The organism is Actinomycetospora sp. NBC_00405 (genome assembly GCF_036044095.1).
Taxonomy (GTDB): domain Bacteria; phylum Actinomycetota; class Actinomycetes; order Mycobacteriales; family Pseudonocardiaceae; genus Actinomycetospora; species Actinomycetospora callitridis.
Window position 1 is genome coordinate 2,826,100 of sequence record NZ_CP107938.1, and the last position, 15,327, is coordinate 2,841,426.

Sequence of the window (15,327 nt, forward strand, 5' to 3'; positions counted from 1 at the left end):
CGAACGACGCCGCCCCGTTTCGACAGCAGCCCCCGAGAAGTGTCACGAGGACTTTCCCTCCTCAGGCCCCGAAGGACTCCATCCCCGCCTTGAGGGCGGGCAGCAGCAGCGTGCGCGGGGCGAGGCGCCCGCCGACGGCGGAGAGCTGGTTGACCAGGCCCGGGGTGACGCTGCGGGCGCCGCGCGCCATCGCGGCGACGCCCGCCTCGGCGACGTCCGCGGCCTCCCCGACGACGAGGTCGGGCACCTGGTCGAACGCGTCGGTGCCGGCCGCCTCGGCGAACCCGGTCCGCGTGAGGCCGGGGCTGAGCGTGGTCAGGGTGATGCCGGTGCCGACGAGCTCGGCGTGCACGGCCTCGGAGAACGACTGCACGAACGCCTTGCTCGCGGCGTAGCTGGCCGCGCCCGGCAGGGGCTGGAACGCGGAGATCGAGGAGACGTTGAGGATCGCGCCGGGGCGGTCCTCGCGCACGCGGCGGGTGAGTGCACCGACCGCGGCCACCGTGAGGTCGTGCAGCGCGAGCACGTTGAGGCGGACCAGCCCGTCGAGGGCGGCGCGGCTGTCCGCGTCCCCGGCGAGGTCGGCGACCCGGCCGGTGACGCCGAAGCCGGCGGCGTTGACCAGACCGGCCACGCGGTCGTCGTCGAGCAGGTCCCGGGTGAGGGTGAGGCCCGCGTCGGTGCCGAGGTCCGCGGCGTGCACCTCAGAGGCCTGGCCGGACACCGCGCGCAGCTCCGCGGCGAGCTCGGTCAGCGCGTCGCCGCGCCGGGCGACGAGCACGCTCGGGTGGCCGCGCCCGGCGAGCACCCGGGCGACGGCGGCACCGATGCCCGACGAGGCTCCGGTGACGAGGACGGCGGCGTCGGGTCCCGGCGGCGGCAGCGGCATGGCGGCCGAGTACCCGCTCGGGTTGCGCTCGAGCGCGCTCGAAGGCCTAGCGTCGAGGAGTGCCAGGATCGATCATGGGAACGGCCGTGCGCCGTGTCGAGGACCCCGAGCTCCTCCGCGGCCACGCCACGTACGTCGACAACATCGTGCCGGACGGGGCGCTGCACTGCGTCTTCGTCCGCTCCCCGCTCGCGCACGCCCGGCTGGGCGCCGTGGACACCGCCGAGGCGCGCGAAGCGCCCGGCGTGGTGACGGTCCTGACCGGCGAGGACTTCACGGACCTGCCCGATCATCGCCCGTTCATGGTGCTCAACGACGACTGCGCGCGCCCCCTGCTCGCACGCGGCAAGGTGCGCTTCGTCGGCGACATGGTCGCGGCGGTCGTGGCCACCACGCGCGCTGCCGCCGTGGACGCCGCCGAGCTCGTCGAGGTCGACTACGACCCGCTCCAGCCCGTCGTCGACCCCGAGGCCGCGCTGGCCGACGGGGCGCCGCTGCAGTTCGAGGAGCTCGGCAGCAACCTCGCCGCGGGCGTCCGCGACCCCGACGACGTGGCAGCGCTCGAGGGCGCCGACGTCGTGGTGCGCGCGCGGATCGTGAACCAGCGCCTCGCCGTGGCGCCGATGGAGGGGAATGCGGTCACCGCGGCGCCCGGCGACGGGTACGAGATGACGATCCACGTCTCCACCCAGATGCCGCACGGGCTGCGCGGGCAGGTCGCGCGCCAGTGGGGATGGGACCCCGAGCGCGTGCGCGTGGTCGCCCCGCACGTCGGCGGTGGCTTCGGCGGCAAGGCCGGGCTCGCGCCCGAGCACGCGGTGGTGATCGAGGCGGCGCGGCAGCTCGGGCGTGCGGTGACGTGGACCGAGACGCGCTCGGAGAACCTCACGGCGATGCCGCACGGCCGTGGGCAGGTGCAGTACGGCGAGCTCGGGCTGCGCCGCGACGGCACGATCGTCGGCCTGCGCGCGCGGGTGGTCGGCGACGCGGGCGCGTACGCCGGGTTCGGCGGCGCGCTCACCCTGGGGCCCACGCGTGCCATGGCGCAGGGCGTCTACCGCATCCCCACCATCGCCTACGACGGCGCCGCCGTGCTGACCACGACGACGCCGATGGGCGCGTTCCGCGGGGCCGGGCGGCCCGAGGCGGCGGCGATGCTCGAGCGGCTGGTGGACATGGCGGCGCACGAGCTCGAGATGGACCCCGCGGCGCTGCGCCGCGCCAACTTCCTGCAGCCCGACGAGTTCCCGGTGACCACGCGCACGGGCTCGCTCTACGACTCCGGCGAGTACGAGAAGGCGCTCGACGAGGCGCTGCGCATCGCCGGCTACGACGAGCTGCGCCGTGACCAGGCGGCCCGCCGCGCACGCGGTGACCGCGTCGCGCTCGGCATCGGGCTCGCCGTGTACGTCGAGGTCACCGCGGGCGGCGGCGGCGCGGAGTACGGCGCCGTGAGCGTCGACGACGACGGCGGCGCGACGGTCTCCGTCGGCACCTCCGGGCACGGCCAGGGCCACGCGACGTCGTTCGCGATGATCGTCGCCGACCGTCTCGGCGTCCCGATGGACCAGGTGCGCTTCGTCCAGTCCGACACCGCCTCCGTGCCTCGCGGCGGCGGCACCGGCGGCTCGCGCTCGCTGCAGCTCGCGGGCTCGAGCGTGCTCGTCGCGGCCGACACCGTGCTGTCCCGGGCGCGCGAGGTCGTCGCCACCGCGCTGGAGGCCGACCCCGGCGACATCACCGCGATGGACGACGGCGTCGTCGGCCTGGGCGTCGCCGGGGTGCCCGACCGCGTGCTCACGTGGCGCGAGGTCGCCGCCGCCGCGACCGAGCAGGGCGTGTCGCTTATCGAGGCCCGCGACGAGAGCCAGTCCGGTGCGACGTACCCCTTCGGTGCGCACGTGTCGGTCGTCGAGGTCGACCTCGACACCGGCCGCGTGACCCCCGTGCGCCACGTCGCCGTCGACGACTGCGGCACCGTGCTCAACCCGACGCTCGTCGCCGGCCAGCAGCACGGCGGGCTCGCGCAGGGCATCTCGCAGGCGCTGTGGGAGGGCTTCTCCTACGACGACGACGGCAACCCGACGTCGGGCACCTTCGCCGCCTACGTGCTGCCCACCGCGGCCGAGCTCCCGACCTACGAGGTCGCGAGTACCGAGACACCGACGCCCTACAACCCGCTCGGGGCGAAGGGGATCGGCGAGGCCGCGACGATCGGTTCGACGCCCGCGGTGCAGAACGCGGTCGTCGACGCCCTCGCCCCGCTGGGCGTGCGCCACGTCGACATGCCGCTCACCCCCGAGCGGGTCTGGCGGGCGATCCACGAGGCCGAGAACGGGACCCCCGCCGACCCCTGGACGGAGCCGCCGGCGTTCTTCGCCGACCTGCCCGTGCGCGGTGCATCGGCGGACCCGGAGGCGGCTGCGGTCGACGTGTGACGGGGTCGGCCTCCGGTGGAGGACTCAGGCAGGGGTGCGCGGCGCGAGGGGCCACGTCGCGCAGACACCGCACCGACGGCGCTGGGCGTCCGGTCCTTCGCCGGCGGCCCACGCCCGCACCACCTCCACCGCGTTCGACCGGCTCCCCGGGGGCACGTCGCGCGGGGCGTGGTGGTGCAGGGTTCCGTCGGCGATGGCGGCACGCATCGCGCTCACGCCGGTGCGCAGTCGCGCAGCGTCGACGGGGACGAGTTCCGGGGAGAGGGTCATGTCCCGGACAACGGCTCGTGTCGCCGGGAACTCGATCACTCGATCGGGGCGGCGTGTGCTGCGCCCCGGCGCTCCACCGGCACACCTCCGCACCCCGCCCAGACCATCGCGGCCGTCCGCGGGGCCCAGTCCTCGGCGAGGGTCTCGCCGCGCGCGGCGTGCGCGAGCCACGAGCCGGTGAGCAGGTCCTCGGCCGTCGTGCGGTCGGCCTGCGCACGCAGCGCACCGGACTCGACCCCGGCACGGAGGCAGGCCCGCAGACGCCCGCGGGCCGGTTCGACCAGCCGGCGCCGGATCTCCTCGCACACCCGGGCGTCGGTGCCCTCGACGAGCGCGACCGCGACGAGGGCCGTCGCGTCGGTGTCGACGACGAAGCGCCGGAACCGCGCGAGCTCGCCGACGAGGTCGGCGAACGGGTCGCCCGAGGACGCGGGAGAAGGGCCGTGGGTGATCGTCCCGAGCGCCGCCACGGCCAGCTCGGTGCGGTCCGCCCACCGCCGGTAGACCGCGGCGCGCGTCGTCCCCGCCTCCTCGGCCACGGCAGCGACCGAGAGCCCGCGCAGCCCGACGGTGCGCAGGTGACGCAGGGCCACCTCGAGGACGTGCCGGTCGATCTCGGCGTTGCGCGGCCGACCGCCCGCGTGCCCCCCGGCGTGGGCGGCACCCTCGCCCGACGCCACGGCCTTGATGCGTGGTGCCGCGGGCGGACGTGCGGGGGCGCGCTCGGCGGGAGACACGACCGCTAGGTGACCCTCGAGCACGGATACACAAACGTGTCGTATCGATGCTCCGCGCCATGACGCACCGCCGCTCACGCTCGTCTCACGGCAAGACACCGATCGCTGCGCCGTCCGAGTGATGGACACGGCGCGGGTGCGTGCTCCATCCGGTGTCAGTGACACATAGCGTGTTGCCGACCTCGATGTGGCGCAGCTAACGTTTGGCGCGATTCGATACAAGGCTGCCGTGTATCACCCCGGGGAAGCTCGCCGGGCGTCGAGCACCGGGGAGGGACCGGACATGATCACGAACCGCGACCTGGACGTCATCGGGCTCCGCGACCTCGCCGTGGCGGCGCCCCCCGGCCCCGATCCGCGCGTCGTCGTCCCGCCCGTGGCCGCCACCGAGTACGAGCTGGTCAGCGAGCCGCTCGCCTACGCCGAGGGATGGTCGCTGGTGTGCCGTCGCGGCGGTCGCGTGGCCTGGTCGATCCCCCTGGCGCCGCGGGGCGCGGCGCCCCGGGTGCGTCCCGCGGTCGCCCAGGCCGTCGCGGTGCGCGTGCTCTCCGAGCAGGGCGTGTTCGTCAGCGGCTGGAACCACGTCGACGACGGCGACGACACCGACGGCTACCGCCGCTTCGCAGCCCGCCTCCCGCACGGGGCGTCGGTGCTCGCCTGAGCAGGTCCGCGACACACCGTTCCCGTCAAGGGCTCGCCTCACGGGCCCGAACAGGTAATCATGGTCCTGTCGTGGGAGGCGGGAGGGTCGAGCATGAATGCTGAACTGCTGGCTCACCGCGTCGTCGAGCTGATCGAGGGTGCGTCCTTCCCCCACCTCGACCCGACGTCCGTCATCGGCGTCATCGCTCTGCTCCTAGCAGGAGCCGGCCTGGTCACCGTCCGGGACTACGCGCTCGGCGGGGACCTCCGCCTGCCGTTGCTGGCCGCGGAGCCGTACCCGCGCGTCGAGGCGTCGATCGGCGTCGTGCCGGCGCTGGGTGGGCTGACGGAACCCGTGGAGCGGCAGTTGCACCACGCAGCGCAGCACCCCGCGGTCGACCTCGTCGTCCTGGTCACCACCGCCGCCGAGTCCGGGCTCCTGCCCCGGCGGATCGACGGCGTGCCGGTCCTGACCGCCGTGGCCGGCGCGCGGGCCGACCAGACCACCTGAGGCGTCCCCCGGTCCGCCTCGGCGGGACGACCGTGATCCCGCGTCGCCAGGAATCGGCCGATCACGAAGCCGAGGCCGCAGCTCACCACCGTCCAGGACGCCGCACCGAGATAGATCCACGCAGCGACACCCACAGAAATCCCCCCGGTACTCGCTCTGACGTCGACAGGGAACGAACCCTCGACGACCGGGGCCGAGGTCCGGGGCCACATCGTCAGGCGCAGATAACAATCGCGACTTGAGACTAAGAGCCCCACTTCCCTGTGACAAGCCACCAACGGGGTCGGCGATGTGACGGCGAGTCGCCACTATCGTGCACTTCTCACCGAGCGTCACCACATCGCCGGGACTCTTTGCGGAAGATCCACGTTCGGGCGCCGCAGAGAGACCGGTCGGTGACAGAAGGTGGACAGCATCGGGAGGCGAGACCGTAGGGTGCGGCCTCGTGGAGCGGAGCCTGGGCGAGATCGTCCGAGAGGCGATGCAGCGGCGCGGCGTGAACATCAAGCAGCTCGCGCGACTCACCGCCGAGCTCGGCGACCCGGTGTCGGAGGGCACCGTCCACAACGTCCTGAAGAGTCGGGTCTCGCACTCGCGCTACGACACGATCAGGCCGCTCTGTTCGGCCCTGGATCTGGACTACAACGCGGTGCTCGCCGAGCTCCGACGCCCGGTCCACCAGGTCCGCACCCTGCCCGAGGACTTCCACCACCTGACCGACGACCAGTGGCGTTCGCTGGTGGAGCTGGCCAAGCAGTTCCGCATCGCCAACGAAGGTCGTCAGCGCTCCGTCGGCAACGCCGACGGACCCAGCCCGGAGAGCACCCTGGAGAACTGATCCGGCGGGCGGCTCAGCCGAGCAGGGTCCGCCGGAGTGCCAGGAGATGCTCCGCCAGCGACGCGAGGTCCTCGGCGCTCATCCCCATCTCGCCCGGCTGTTCGGGGTTGTCGACCTGGAGGACGACGACCGGGGTCTCCTCGCTGCTGTCCTGGTAGGAGACGTGCCGCAACCATCCGGTCACCGCGACATCGGGCATGTAGGTGGGGCGCCACTCGAAGAGCCTCGACACGTGCTCGACACCGCCGACGGCGCCGGGCCGGTCGAACTGGCACCACGCGGGATGGCCGGTGTCGTCCAGTTCGTCGCCGAGGACCTGGGCGAACGTCTGCCCGGCATCGTCCGGCCCGGGACGCTCACCCATCAGCGCTCCTCTCGACAACGATCCCGCGCCCACACCGGCCTCTGTCCGTGACCGGGCTGTGACTATGCGTGCCCCCGCACAGGAGGTTCGCAGCGAAGGCCCTCCGCGTTACGCCCCGGACCGAAGTGGAACTTGGTGCCGGCAGAATCCGTGCGTCCTGGCACGGCCCGTCAAGTACAGTGATGCCGAAGAGAGAGCCACAGTAGACGGAGCAGTGGCGCTTCGCGAGTCCTCGCCGGGTTCGGCGCCCGCGACCGCTCGTCGTGGTGCGAGGTGAGCGAGAGCAGTGTCCGAGGATGACGCGAGCAGGTACGGCGGCCCCGCGATGCCTCTGCACGAACTCATCCGCGCTCGCATGCGGGATCGCGGATGGTCCTACAGCGACCTCGAGCGCATCTCCGACAAGGCGCTCACCCGCGGACGCTGGCAACAGCTCGGCTCCGGGGTGCCGCAACGGAGGTTCCCGGACCCGGAGTCGCTGACGGCCATGGCGCGGGTCCTGGACGTCGACATCACGACGGTCGTCCTCGCGGCGGCGCAGACGGTCGGCCTCGACGTCGTCCGTCGGGACAGCGTGTTCTCCGAGCTGCTGCCGGAACGGACGGAGCGACTCTCGGAGGGCATGCGCGACGCCATCCTGACCCTGATCCGTGCTGCCGTCGCCGAGGCGTCGGCGGACGAGGGCCTCGCCGGCGCCCGGTCGGACTCCCTCGGCGGGCTGCGGTTGGGGTGGCCGAAGAGCACCGCGCCGTCCGAGACCTCCGATGCGTCGTCGGAGGCGTCGGAGTCGTCGTAGTCGTCGTGGTCGTCCCGAGGCCGGGCCTCAGCCCCGCACCAGCCGCAAAGACGGCGAGGGCGTCGCGAAGTCGGCAGCCTGCACACCGAAGCTCAGGACCTTGAGCAGGTCGAGCATCGCCCAGCAGTGGTCCTCCGCGGAGCTTCCCGTGTCGAGCTCCAGGGTCCAGGCGGCGGCCGTGGTGTCCAGCAGGGCGACGTTGCCGACCAGGGGTGCGTAGGACACTGTGAGCACGGCACGCAACCCCCTGACCAGCACTCTCTCGGCATCGAGACTGTGAGTGCTCTGGTCGCGCACGGGGGCCCCCTCGGTCGGGCGACGATCGCGCCTGGAGACCCGGGGACCAGGGCTCTCGCTGCACCGAAGCGCAGAACACGATTGTGTTAATGAGCCTACCGCATCGTGGCATCCGCCACGGGCCGTGAGACCGGTCGAGCGCCTAACGGGGCGAGTCCCCGCGCTGGGCTATCAGGGCGGCGCGCAGGCTCAGGAGACGGCCGGCGAAGGTCGCGAGGTCCTCCGCCGTCAGGGCGACCTCGCCGGGCTGCGACGAGTTGTCGATACGGACGGTCGCCGTGGGGATCTCGGTGCCCCCGTCGAGATAGACGACCTGGCGGAGCAGGTCGACGATCGCGACCTCGTGCTCGTACGCCGGGCGCCACCGATGAGCCCGAGAGGCGTGCTCCACACCGTCGAACTCGGCGGCGGCGTCCTCGTCGCACCACCGTGGGTGGACCGCCCCGGGCGAGGCTTCTCGTCCGGCCACGTCCGATGAGGGAGTCGTACCCCTGCAAACATCCATGCCGATCCCCTCGCCGCGTGCACATGACGACAGGCACCGGGGGCTCGGGTACGACGTCTGGCTCAACCCTCACCTCCGCAGGACGCTGCGGCAATACGCCAACGAGGGGGTCTCACGGCTCAACTGCGCACTACGTCACTACTCTCCGCACGATCCGGCTTCGGCGAGTGAGCAGGCGGGCGTCCGGTCGACGACCCCGGCGGGCGCCGGGTGACCTTTCGCCGGGTGGCCTTTCGCCGGCGCCACGCCGCCGGCACGGACAGGATGAGTCGGCGGGCGGTCTCCGTGGGAATGAACGCCAGATAGAGCGTGAGCATGAGCATCGTGAAGAACCCCACCATGATCGAGAACGCGATCGACACGTGGAGGGAGACCCCGAGCGCGAGCACCCAGGGACGCAGGGTGCGATTCCAGACGAGAATGGCGAGCGCGAGCTCGAGCAGCAGGGTACCGAAAGTCAGGATTTCGGACAGGACGACCGAGTCGGTGAGGAGACCCGGTGTCGCGAAACGATGGATGTCGTCGATACGCAACGCGTACGACACCGCTGTCCCGTCACGCCACCGATCCCCCTGCAGTTTCCCCCACAGGGTCGCGAAGTAGATGACGCTGAGCTGGATCTGCATCAACCTCAGCGCCCAGGGCGCCCGTAGCGGGAACTCCCAGAACCGTTCCCGCGCGTGGCGCCACCGGTCGACCGAAAGGGCGGCGCCGGCTGGGGAGAACACGAGGTAGAACGCCAGGGTGCGCAGCAGGACGTCCCCGGCGTTGAGGATGTAGGGATCCCGACGCTCGAACGACAGCACCCCGACGAACAGCAGGATCGTGGCCAGCCGGGTCCGGAACCCGATCATGACGCCGACCGCGCCGAGCAGGGTCACGACCCACAGAGAGATGACCACCGGGGCACTGGTGGAGACACCGAGGAGTGTCCAGGCCCCGGGACCGAGCTCCGGTTGCACCGGGAGCACGCCGCGGGGTCCGTAGAACGTCAGCAGCGTGGGGAGCTGCGACAACGTCCACAGGATCGCCACGAAACCGAATGCGATCCGGACGACGGCGATGGTCGACGTCGGCTCCGGCCGGAACCAGAACGTGTTCCAGCCCGTGCGGACCCGGTCCCATGTCGCGGTCATCGTGCCGTCACCGGCGCCGTGTAGAAGTCGCGATCAACGAAGGGCAGGGCGTCCGGCTGCACCCCGGGCGGCAGGTTCGTCGACGACCGACGGAGGAGAGTGACCCGCACGGGCTCGTTGCCCTCGCTGCGATCCTCGCCGACGACCCACTCGGCGTACGGCCTCCAGAGCGCACGACCCCCGCCGGGCTCGGTGAGGCTCTCTCCGTACTTCTGCCACCGGTAGCCCCAGTACTCCGACGGTCCGACACCGGTGGGGATCGGACGGAACGCGACGGAACCGTCGATCCGCTCGACGCGAGCAAGGATGTAGGCGGTCTCCTGACGCGGGTTCGGCGAGAAGATCGACCAGGTCTGGTCCAACCCGGTCAGGTTCAGATATGGCCGCGCCGCTGCCATGAGGCCACCCTTGAGCACCGAGTCCGGCATGTTCTGGACGAGGACCGCCCCGACCGTGACCACCACGAAAAGGGTGATGACGATTCGCCGGCGACGGGAGAGAGCGCGGTGCGGGGGCGCCTGTGCATTGTCGGAACGGTCGGTGTCCGTCGATTCCTCGTTCACATTCACATCCGTGTCCACTTCGACAGCACCGATGGTGGGTATCCGACCTCGCCCGCCCCGACCGAGTGAGAACCACTCACTGCGAATGGCTCCGACCTCGTGTCCACGAGGTCGGAGCCATTCGCCTATGGTGTCCTACAGCCCCAGGACCTCCATCACGATCAGAGCCGGCGTGAACAGCCCTGCCGTCGGAGCCTTGAGCGACTCGGTCGCCGGAGCCTCCTCGGTCGCCGGAGCCTCCTCACTGGCCGGAGCCTCCTCACTGGCCGGAGCCTCCTCACTGGCCGGAGCCTCCTCACTGGCCGGAGCCTCCTCACTGGCCGGAGCCTCCTCACTGGCCGGAGCCTCCTCACTGGCCGGAGCCTCCTCACTGGCCGGAGCCTCCTCGGTCGCCGGAGCCTCCTCGGTCGCCGGAGCCTCCTCGGTCGCCGGAGCCTCCTCGGTCGCCGGAGCCTCCTCGGTCGCCGGAGCCTCCTCGGTCGCCGGAGCCTCCTCGGTCGCCGGAGCCTCCTCGGTCGCCGGAGCCTCCTCGGTCGCCGGAGCCTCCTCAGTGGCCGGAGCCTCCTCAGTGGCCGGAGCCTCCTCGGTCGCCGGAGCAATCGGGGCATCGACGCCGGGCACGATCGGCTCATCGACCACAGGACCGTCTGTTGACGGTGCGGTCCGGGCATTCGCTCCAGGAGCCAGATCCGGGGTCGGGGTCTGATCACCCTCGTCGATGGTGTTCGCGCCCGTGCCGGCCACGATCACATCGAAGCCGGCGCTGCCGGTGATGATGTTGTCGCCGTTGCCCGCGGTGATGGTGTCGTCGCCCTCGCTGCCGGTGAGGGTGTTGTTGCCATCGCCGGCAGTGATGACGTCGGCGCTGGCACCGCCGGTGATCGTGTTGTTGCCACCCCCGCCGTCAAGGTTGTCGGCGTAGACCGTTCCGGTGATGGTGTCGTTGCCGTCGCCACCGATGACCGTCACGCCTGCGGTGGCGTTCGTGCAGTCGATGGTGTCGTTACCGGACGTTCCGGTGATGACGTTGCCGTCCTGCGTGACTCCCTCGCTGAGGTCACAGCCCGTGGCGGTGCCGCCGGTCGTGCCGGTCGTGCCGGTCGTGCCGGTCGTGCCGGTCGTGGCTGTCGTGCCGGTCGTGGCTGTCGTGCCGGTCGTGGCTGTCGTGCCGGTCGAGGCGGTCGTACCGGTCGTGCCGCCGGCCGTGGTGGCCGTCGTGCCTGTCGAGGCTGTCGTGCCGCCGGCGGTCGTGCCACCGGCAGTTGTGGCCGTCGTGCCGGTCGAGGCGGTCGTGCCGGTCGTGCCGCCGGCCGTGGTGGCCGTCGTGCCGGTCGAGGCGGTCGTCCCGGTCGTGCCACCGGCGGTCGTACCGCCAGCGGTCGTGCCGCCAGCCGTCGTGCCACCAGCCGTCGTACCGCCAGCGGTCGTCCCACCAGCAGTCGTCCCACCAGCAGTGGTCCCGCCAGCAGTGGTGCCGGCAGTCGTGCCACCAGCAGTGGTCCCGCCAGCGGTCGTGCCGCCAGCCGTCGTGCCACCAGCAGTGGTCCCGCCGGCAGTCGTGCCACCAGCGGTCGTGCCACCCGCGGTCGTCCCGCCAGCGGTCGTGCCACCCGCGGTCGTGCCACCCGCGGTCGTCCCACCGGCAGTCGTGCCACCGGCAGTGGTCCCGCCAGCGGTCGTGCCACCGGCAGTCGTGCCACCGGCAGTCGTGCCACCAGCAGTCGTGCCACCGGCAGTGGTCCCGCCAGCGGTCGTGCCACCAGCGGTCGTGCCACCAGCGGTCGTCCCACCCGCGGTCGTCCCACCCGCGGTCGTGCCACCCGCGGTCGTCCCACCAGCGGTCGTCCCACCAGCGGTCGTCCCACCAGCCGTCGTCCCACCAGCGGTCGTCCCACCAGCGGTCGTCCCACCAGCGGTCGTCCCACCAGCCGTCGTCCCACCAGCGGTCGTCCCACCAGCGGTCGTCCCACCAGCGGTCGTCCCACCAGCGGTCGTGCCGCCAGCCGTGGTGCCGCCAGCCGTCGTGCCGCCAGCCGTGGTGCCGCCAGCCGTCGTCCCGCCAGCCGTCGTGCCGCCAGCCGTGGTGCCGCCAGCCGTCGTGCCGCCAGCCGTCGTCCCACCAGCAGTGGTCCCGGTCGTGCTGCCACCCGGTGTCACGTAGTCCCGGTCACCGTGGCTCCCGGTGGGTCGCGTCATCGTCTCGTTCGTGGCCGTCACCAGGGCGAACTCTTCGATCCGGTGATCCGACGCGCTGATCGAGTCGACGTCGTCGGAGGAGAGGCCCTCCCAGGTGTCGCCCGTGAGGCCGGCCGGCCCGTTCTGCACCGACCCTTCGAGGGGGTTCCCGCACGCACAGCGGACCTGGGGCACGCCGAACTCGTCGACCATGACCGCGGTCCCGGCCTGGAGAACGGCCTGGAACGGGGTGGCACTGCCGTTGGCGAACCCGTTGTTCGTCACGGCCGTGTCCGCGCGGAGCGTGACCGGCGTCAGCGCGTCGAGGTAGCCCCCGATGTCGGCGGGCGCGATCTGCTGGGCGGCGGCGAAGGCGTTGCCGCGGTCCGGGTTGGCCTGCAGGAACGAGGCCATCGAGGCGCTGTCGCAGGCGTTGTCGCGAGTGCCGCCGTAGAGGCCGGGAGTGGCGCCCGAGACGGCGCCGACGGAGGCGGCCGGCAGGACGGGGTCGAGCCCGCCCGCCGCGGGGGGTGCGAAGGGGTCCAGCCCGGGCGTGCCCGCGGACTGGGCCACCAGGGCGGGTGGAGCCACCAAGACGGAGGGCGCGGGGTCGGCGGCCACGGCGGTGCCGACGGCGCCGCCGCATATCAGTCCGGCCACCGCGAAGGTGGTCAGTATCGGTCGGTACTTCACATCGGCTTCTCTCGTCGCTGACCGGTGTCAGCACGCAGACGTGCGGGGTGTCTTCTCTTGCTTGACAAACAACACAGTGTGGCTTGTAGCGCTGAGTGTCAAGCGCAAGCATCACTTTGCCCAATGTGGCTAACGAAGCGCACCGAGGAGTGACCGCGCGTCGCGCCCCGTAGGAATCGCGTCGGAAGGGAAGGCCTCAGCCCGGTGCGACGAGAGCGTCGACGAACCGCGGAGTGCGATCACCCATTCGGGCCAACAGACTCGACGAGATCGTTACCCATCGAGAGAGGATCTCCGGGTCGGAACTCTTGAGTCCTCCGTCTGCCTGTCTCACGATGACGCACAGTCATTGTCGTCAAGGAGGCCTCGTCGTGCAAAAAGCCGCCATCTTCCTCGGGTTCGTCCCCTGGATCGTCTTCAGCGTGGTCGCCGGGCCCAGCACCTGGATGTGGGCGGCCCTCGCGGCGCTGCTCTGCTCGCTGATCCTCTCGGTGCCCAGCTGGCGCAGCACCCGCTCGATCAGCGTCCTCGACGCCGCGGGCCTCCTCTTCTTCAGCGTGCTGGTGGTGCTCGCGCTGGTGCTGGACCGCGCGACCCTGCAGCCGATCGAGGACCGCGCCCAGCTGCTCTCGAGCATCGTGATCGCGCTCGTGGCCCTCGGGTCGCTGGCCGTGGGCCGGCCGTTCACCGAGTACTACGCACGGCAGCAGACGCCGCGCGAGTACTGGGACAGCCCGACCTTCAAGCAGATCAACCGCGTGATCACCGCGGTGTGGGGCCTGGTGTTCGTCGTCAACGCGCTCTGTGACGCGGCCGTCGCCTACCTCGGTGCGACCTCGGACGTCTTCAATTGGGTGGTGCCGATCGTCGCGATCGTCGCCGCGGTGAAGTTCACGAGCTGGTACCCCGACCACGTCACCGGCCGGGACCAGCCGCAGGGCGCCCACGAGGCATCCGCCCCGCCCGCCCAGCCGGCCTGAGGCACGCGCGATGACCGCCACCGTGCCGAGTGCCCCATCACCGGGCGCACCGCCTCCCGTCGACGCCGCGCACGACCCGCACCTCTCCGGCCTGTTCGAGCCGGTGATCGACGAGATCGACGCCGGCGACCTCGAGGTCGTCGGCGAGCTCCCGTCCGAGATGGACGGGATGTACCTGCGCAACGGCCCCAACCCGCGCTTCACGCCCCTCGGGTCCTACGTGTTCCCGCTCGAGGGCGACGGCATGGTGCACGGGCTCCGGGTGTCGGGCGGGAAGGCCCGGTACGCCAACCGCTTCGTGCACACCCCGATGCTCGACACCGAGATCGCCGCCGGCCGCGCGCTGTGGGGCGGCCTGATGACGGGCTACACGCCGAGCGCGGAGGAGGTCGGCCCGGCGCTCGCCGGGGCCGTGAAGGACCTGCCCGACATCAACGTCGTGCGCCACGGCGGGAAGCTGCTCGCGCTCGCGGAGTCGGCGCCGCCCTACGCGCTGACCCCGGAGCTCGCGACGCGGGGGCGGGAGACCTTCGGCGGTTCGCTGCCCGCGGGCATCTGCGCCCACCCGAAGGTCGATCCGCGCACCGGCGAGATGGTGGTGTTCTGCTACGGGCTCGAGGCGCCGTACCTCACGTGGTCGGTGCTCGGACCCGACGGCAGCGCGCGGCGCACGCCGACGGCGGTGCCCGACGTCGACGTCCCGGTGATGATCCACGACATGGCGCTCACCGAGCGCTTCGTCGTGCTCGTGCTCGGCCCGATGTACTTCGACGTGGCGGCGGCGATGCGCGGCGGGTCGCTGCTGTCCTGGCGGCCCGACGACGGCACGCGGATCGCGCTGATCCCCCGCGACGGCGGACCGGTGCGCTGGGCCCACACCGACGCGTTCTGGTCGTGGCACAGCGCCAACGCCTACGACAGGGACGACGGCGGCGTCGTCCTGGACTTCGTCGAGTGGTCCCGGCCGGGCGGCCTGTCCCCGGACACGGGCCCGGTCGTCGGCGGCCTCGCCCGCGCGGAGATCGACCCGGTGCGCGGATCGATCACCAGGACGTTCCTCACCGAACCGCACGGCATGGAGTTCCCGCGCGTCGACGACCGTCGGCTCGGGCAGCGGCACGACGTCGTCGCGCTCGGCACGAAGACCGGGCACCACGAGCTCGCGAGCGGTGAGTTCGACGCGGTGCTGTGGGTCGACACCGCGGCCGGCCGCAGCGTCACGTGGGACGCCGGCGACCTGTCGGTCGGCGAGCCGTGCTTCGTCCCGCGGCCCGGCGATGACGACGCCACGCACGGCTGGTGGGTCACGTTCGCGACCGACCGCACCGACCGGTCGAGCTGGTTCGTGGTCCTCCCGGGCGCCGACCCGGGCTCCGGGCCGGTGGCCCGCGTCCGCATCCCTTTGCGCGTCCCGCTCGGGCTGCACGGGGCGTGGCTCCCGACGCAGGAGTAGCGCACCACGAACGAGGGACGCCCCGGCTGCGACGTGCGCA

At 72.2% G+C, this 15,327-nt stretch carries 16 protein-coding genes; 7 read left to right on the forward strand and 9 right to left on the reverse strand.

All coding sequences use genetic code 11. The features are described 5' to 3' along the window. Nucleotides 1-61: 61 nt before the first annotated feature. Entirely contained in the window at nucleotides 62-889 is an 828-nt protein-coding gene (locus OG774_RS13870) for an SDR family NAD(P)-dependent oxidoreductase (RefSeq protein ID WP_328310324.1), read from the reverse strand. Nucleotides 890-963: 74 nt separating this feature from the next. Between OG774_RS13870 and OG774_RS13875 the strand changes: the two genes are divergently transcribed. After that, nucleotides 964-3,327, forward strand: a complete 2,364-nt coding sequence (locus tag OG774_RS13875) for a xanthine dehydrogenase family protein molybdopterin-binding subunit (protein WP_328310326.1) — start codon at nucleotides 964-966, stop codon at nucleotides 3,325-3,327. A gap of 24 nt (nucleotides 3,328-3,351) precedes the next feature. Here OG774_RS13875 and OG774_RS13880 read toward each other — a convergent pair whose 3' ends face one another. Beyond that, nucleotides 3,352-3,597, reverse strand: coding sequence for a hypothetical protein (locus OG774_RS13880; protein WP_328310328.1), 246 nt, complete (start codon nucleotides 3,595-3,597; stop codon nucleotides 3,352-3,354). A 35-nt stretch (nucleotides 3,598-3,632) separates the two neighbouring features. Then, the gene (locus tag OG774_RS13885) at nucleotides 3,633-4,334 is read right to left on the reverse strand and encodes a TetR/AcrR family transcriptional regulator (protein ID WP_328310330.1); all 702 of its coding nucleotides are present in this window, start codon (nucleotides 4,332-4,334) and stop codon (nucleotides 3,633-3,635) included. A 283-nt stretch (nucleotides 4,335-4,617) separates the two neighbouring features. On the opposite strand from OG774_RS13885, the gene OG774_RS13890 reads away from it, so the two are divergent. From OG774_RS13890 to OG774_RS13900, 3 genes are all read left to right on the forward strand, one after another. Continuing rightward, nucleotides 4,618-4,995 (forward strand): hypothetical protein, encoded by a 378-nt coding sequence (locus tag OG774_RS13890; RefSeq protein ID WP_328310332.1) that lies wholly within the window; start codon nucleotides 4,618-4,620, stop codon nucleotides 4,993-4,995. Nucleotides 4,996-5,088: 93 nt separating this feature from the next. Further along, the gene (locus tag OG774_RS13895) at nucleotides 5,089-5,487 is read left to right on the forward strand and encodes a hypothetical protein (RefSeq protein WP_328310334.1); all 399 of its coding nucleotides are present in this window, start codon (nucleotides 5,089-5,091) and stop codon (nucleotides 5,485-5,487) included. Nucleotides 5,488-5,932: 445 nt separating this feature from the next. After that, nucleotides 5,933-6,325 carry a helix-turn-helix domain-containing protein gene (locus OG774_RS13900; RefSeq protein ID WP_274192837.1) on the forward strand — a complete coding sequence of 131 codons (393 nt, stop codon included), beginning with the start codon at nucleotides 5,933-5,935 and terminating at the stop codon, nucleotides 6,323-6,325. Between the two features lie 13 nt (nucleotides 6,326-6,338). Here the strand turns inward: OG774_RS13900 and OG774_RS13905 are convergent, their stop codons facing one another. Beyond that, a complete protein-coding gene (locus tag OG774_RS13905; RefSeq protein WP_328310337.1) occupies nucleotides 6,339-6,689 on the reverse strand; it encodes a hypothetical protein in 351 nt (116 codons plus the stop codon). Nucleotides 6,690-7,044: 355 nt separating this feature from the next. Here OG774_RS13905 and OG774_RS13910 point away from each other — a divergent pair, with 355 nt between their 5' ends. Beyond that, nucleotides 7,045-7,485, forward strand: a complete 441-nt coding sequence (locus OG774_RS13910) for a hypothetical protein (protein ID WP_328310340.1) — start codon at nucleotides 7,045-7,047, stop codon at nucleotides 7,483-7,485. Between the two features lie 27 nt (nucleotides 7,486-7,512). Here OG774_RS13910 and OG774_RS13915 read toward each other — a convergent pair whose 3' ends face one another. The 5 genes from OG774_RS13915 to OG774_RS13935 all read right to left on the reverse strand — a co-directional run bounded on the left by OG774_RS13915 (nucleotide 7,513) and on the right by OG774_RS13935 (nucleotide 12,854). Then, on the reverse strand, nucleotides 7,513-7,710 hold the full coding sequence (locus tag OG774_RS13915) for a hypothetical protein (RefSeq protein ID WP_328310342.1): 198 nt from the start codon (nucleotides 7,708-7,710) through the stop codon (nucleotides 7,513-7,515). Between the two features lie 214 nt (nucleotides 7,711-7,924). Beyond that, a complete protein-coding gene (locus OG774_RS13920; protein ID WP_328310344.1) occupies nucleotides 7,925-8,251 on the reverse strand; it encodes a hypothetical protein in 327 nt (108 codons plus the stop codon). A gap of 155 nt (nucleotides 8,252-8,406) precedes the next feature. Then, on the reverse strand, nucleotides 8,407-9,423 hold the full coding sequence (locus OG774_RS13925; RefSeq protein ID WP_328310346.1) for an HTTM domain-containing protein: 1,017 nt from the start codon (nucleotides 9,421-9,423) through the stop codon (nucleotides 8,407-8,409). Then, the gene (locus OG774_RS13930; RefSeq protein ID WP_328310348.1) at nucleotides 9,420-9,884 is read right to left on the reverse strand and encodes a hypothetical protein; all 465 of its coding nucleotides are present in this window, start codon (nucleotides 9,882-9,884) and stop codon (nucleotides 9,420-9,422) included. The genes OG774_RS13925 and OG774_RS13930 overlap by 4 nt, the downstream gene beginning before the upstream one ends. Before the next feature lie 237 nt (nucleotides 9,885-10,121). Continuing rightward, nucleotides 10,122-12,854: a DUF6777 domain-containing protein gene (locus OG774_RS13935; protein WP_328310350.1), complete on the reverse strand. Its 2,733-nt coding sequence runs from the start codon at nucleotides 12,852-12,854 to the stop codon at nucleotides 10,122-10,124. 371 nt (nucleotides 12,855-13,225) lie between these two features. Between OG774_RS13935 and OG774_RS13940 the strand changes: the two genes are divergently transcribed. Further along, the gene (locus OG774_RS13940) at nucleotides 13,226-13,834 is read left to right on the forward strand and encodes a hypothetical protein (RefSeq protein WP_328310352.1); all 609 of its coding nucleotides are present in this window, start codon (nucleotides 13,226-13,228) and stop codon (nucleotides 13,832-13,834) included. Nucleotides 13,835-13,844: 10 nt separating this feature from the next. After that, on the forward strand, nucleotides 13,845-15,287 hold the full coding sequence (locus tag OG774_RS13945) for a carotenoid oxygenase family protein (protein ID WP_328310354.1): 1,443 nt from the start codon (nucleotides 13,845-13,847) through the stop codon (nucleotides 15,285-15,287). Nucleotides 15,288-15,327 lie beyond the last annotated feature (40 nt).

What these genes read in the sequence shown, in the direction of transcription:
- OG774_RS13870 (WP_328310324.1), bottom strand. Translation starts at nt 889, where the DNA reads ATGCCGCTGCCGCCGCCGGGACCCGACGCCGCCGTCCTCGTCACCGGA.
- OG774_RS13880 (WP_328310328.1), bottom strand. Translation starts at nt 3,597, where the DNA reads ATGACCCTCTCCCCGGAACTCGTCCCCGTCGACGCTGCGCGACTGCGC.
- OG774_RS13895 (WP_328310334.1), top strand. Translation starts at nt 5,089, where the DNA reads ATGAATGCTGAACTGCTGGCTCACCGCGTCGTCGAGCTGATCGAGGGT.
- OG774_RS13945 (WP_328310354.1), top strand. Translation starts at nt 13,845, where the DNA reads ATGACCGCCACCGTGCCGAGTGCCCCATCACCGGGCGCACCGCCTCCC.
- OG774_RS13925 (WP_328310346.1), bottom strand. Translation starts at nt 9,423, where the DNA reads ATGACCGCGACATGGGACCGGGTCCGCACGGGCTGGAACACGTTCTGG.
- OG774_RS13910 (WP_328310340.1), top strand. Translation starts at nt 7,045, where the DNA reads ATGCGGGATCGCGGATGGTCCTACAGCGACCTCGAGCGCATCTCCGAC.
- OG774_RS13875 (WP_328310326.1), top strand. Translation starts at nt 964, where the DNA reads ATGGGAACGGCCGTGCGCCGTGTCGAGGACCCCGAGCTCCTCCGCGGC.
- OG774_RS13890 (WP_328310332.1), top strand. Translation starts at nt 4,618, where the DNA reads ATGATCACGAACCGCGACCTGGACGTCATCGGGCTCCGCGACCTCGCC.
- OG774_RS13905 (WP_328310337.1), bottom strand. Translation starts at nt 6,689, where the DNA reads ATGGGTGAGCGTCCCGGGCCGGACGATGCCGGGCAGACGTTCGCCCAG.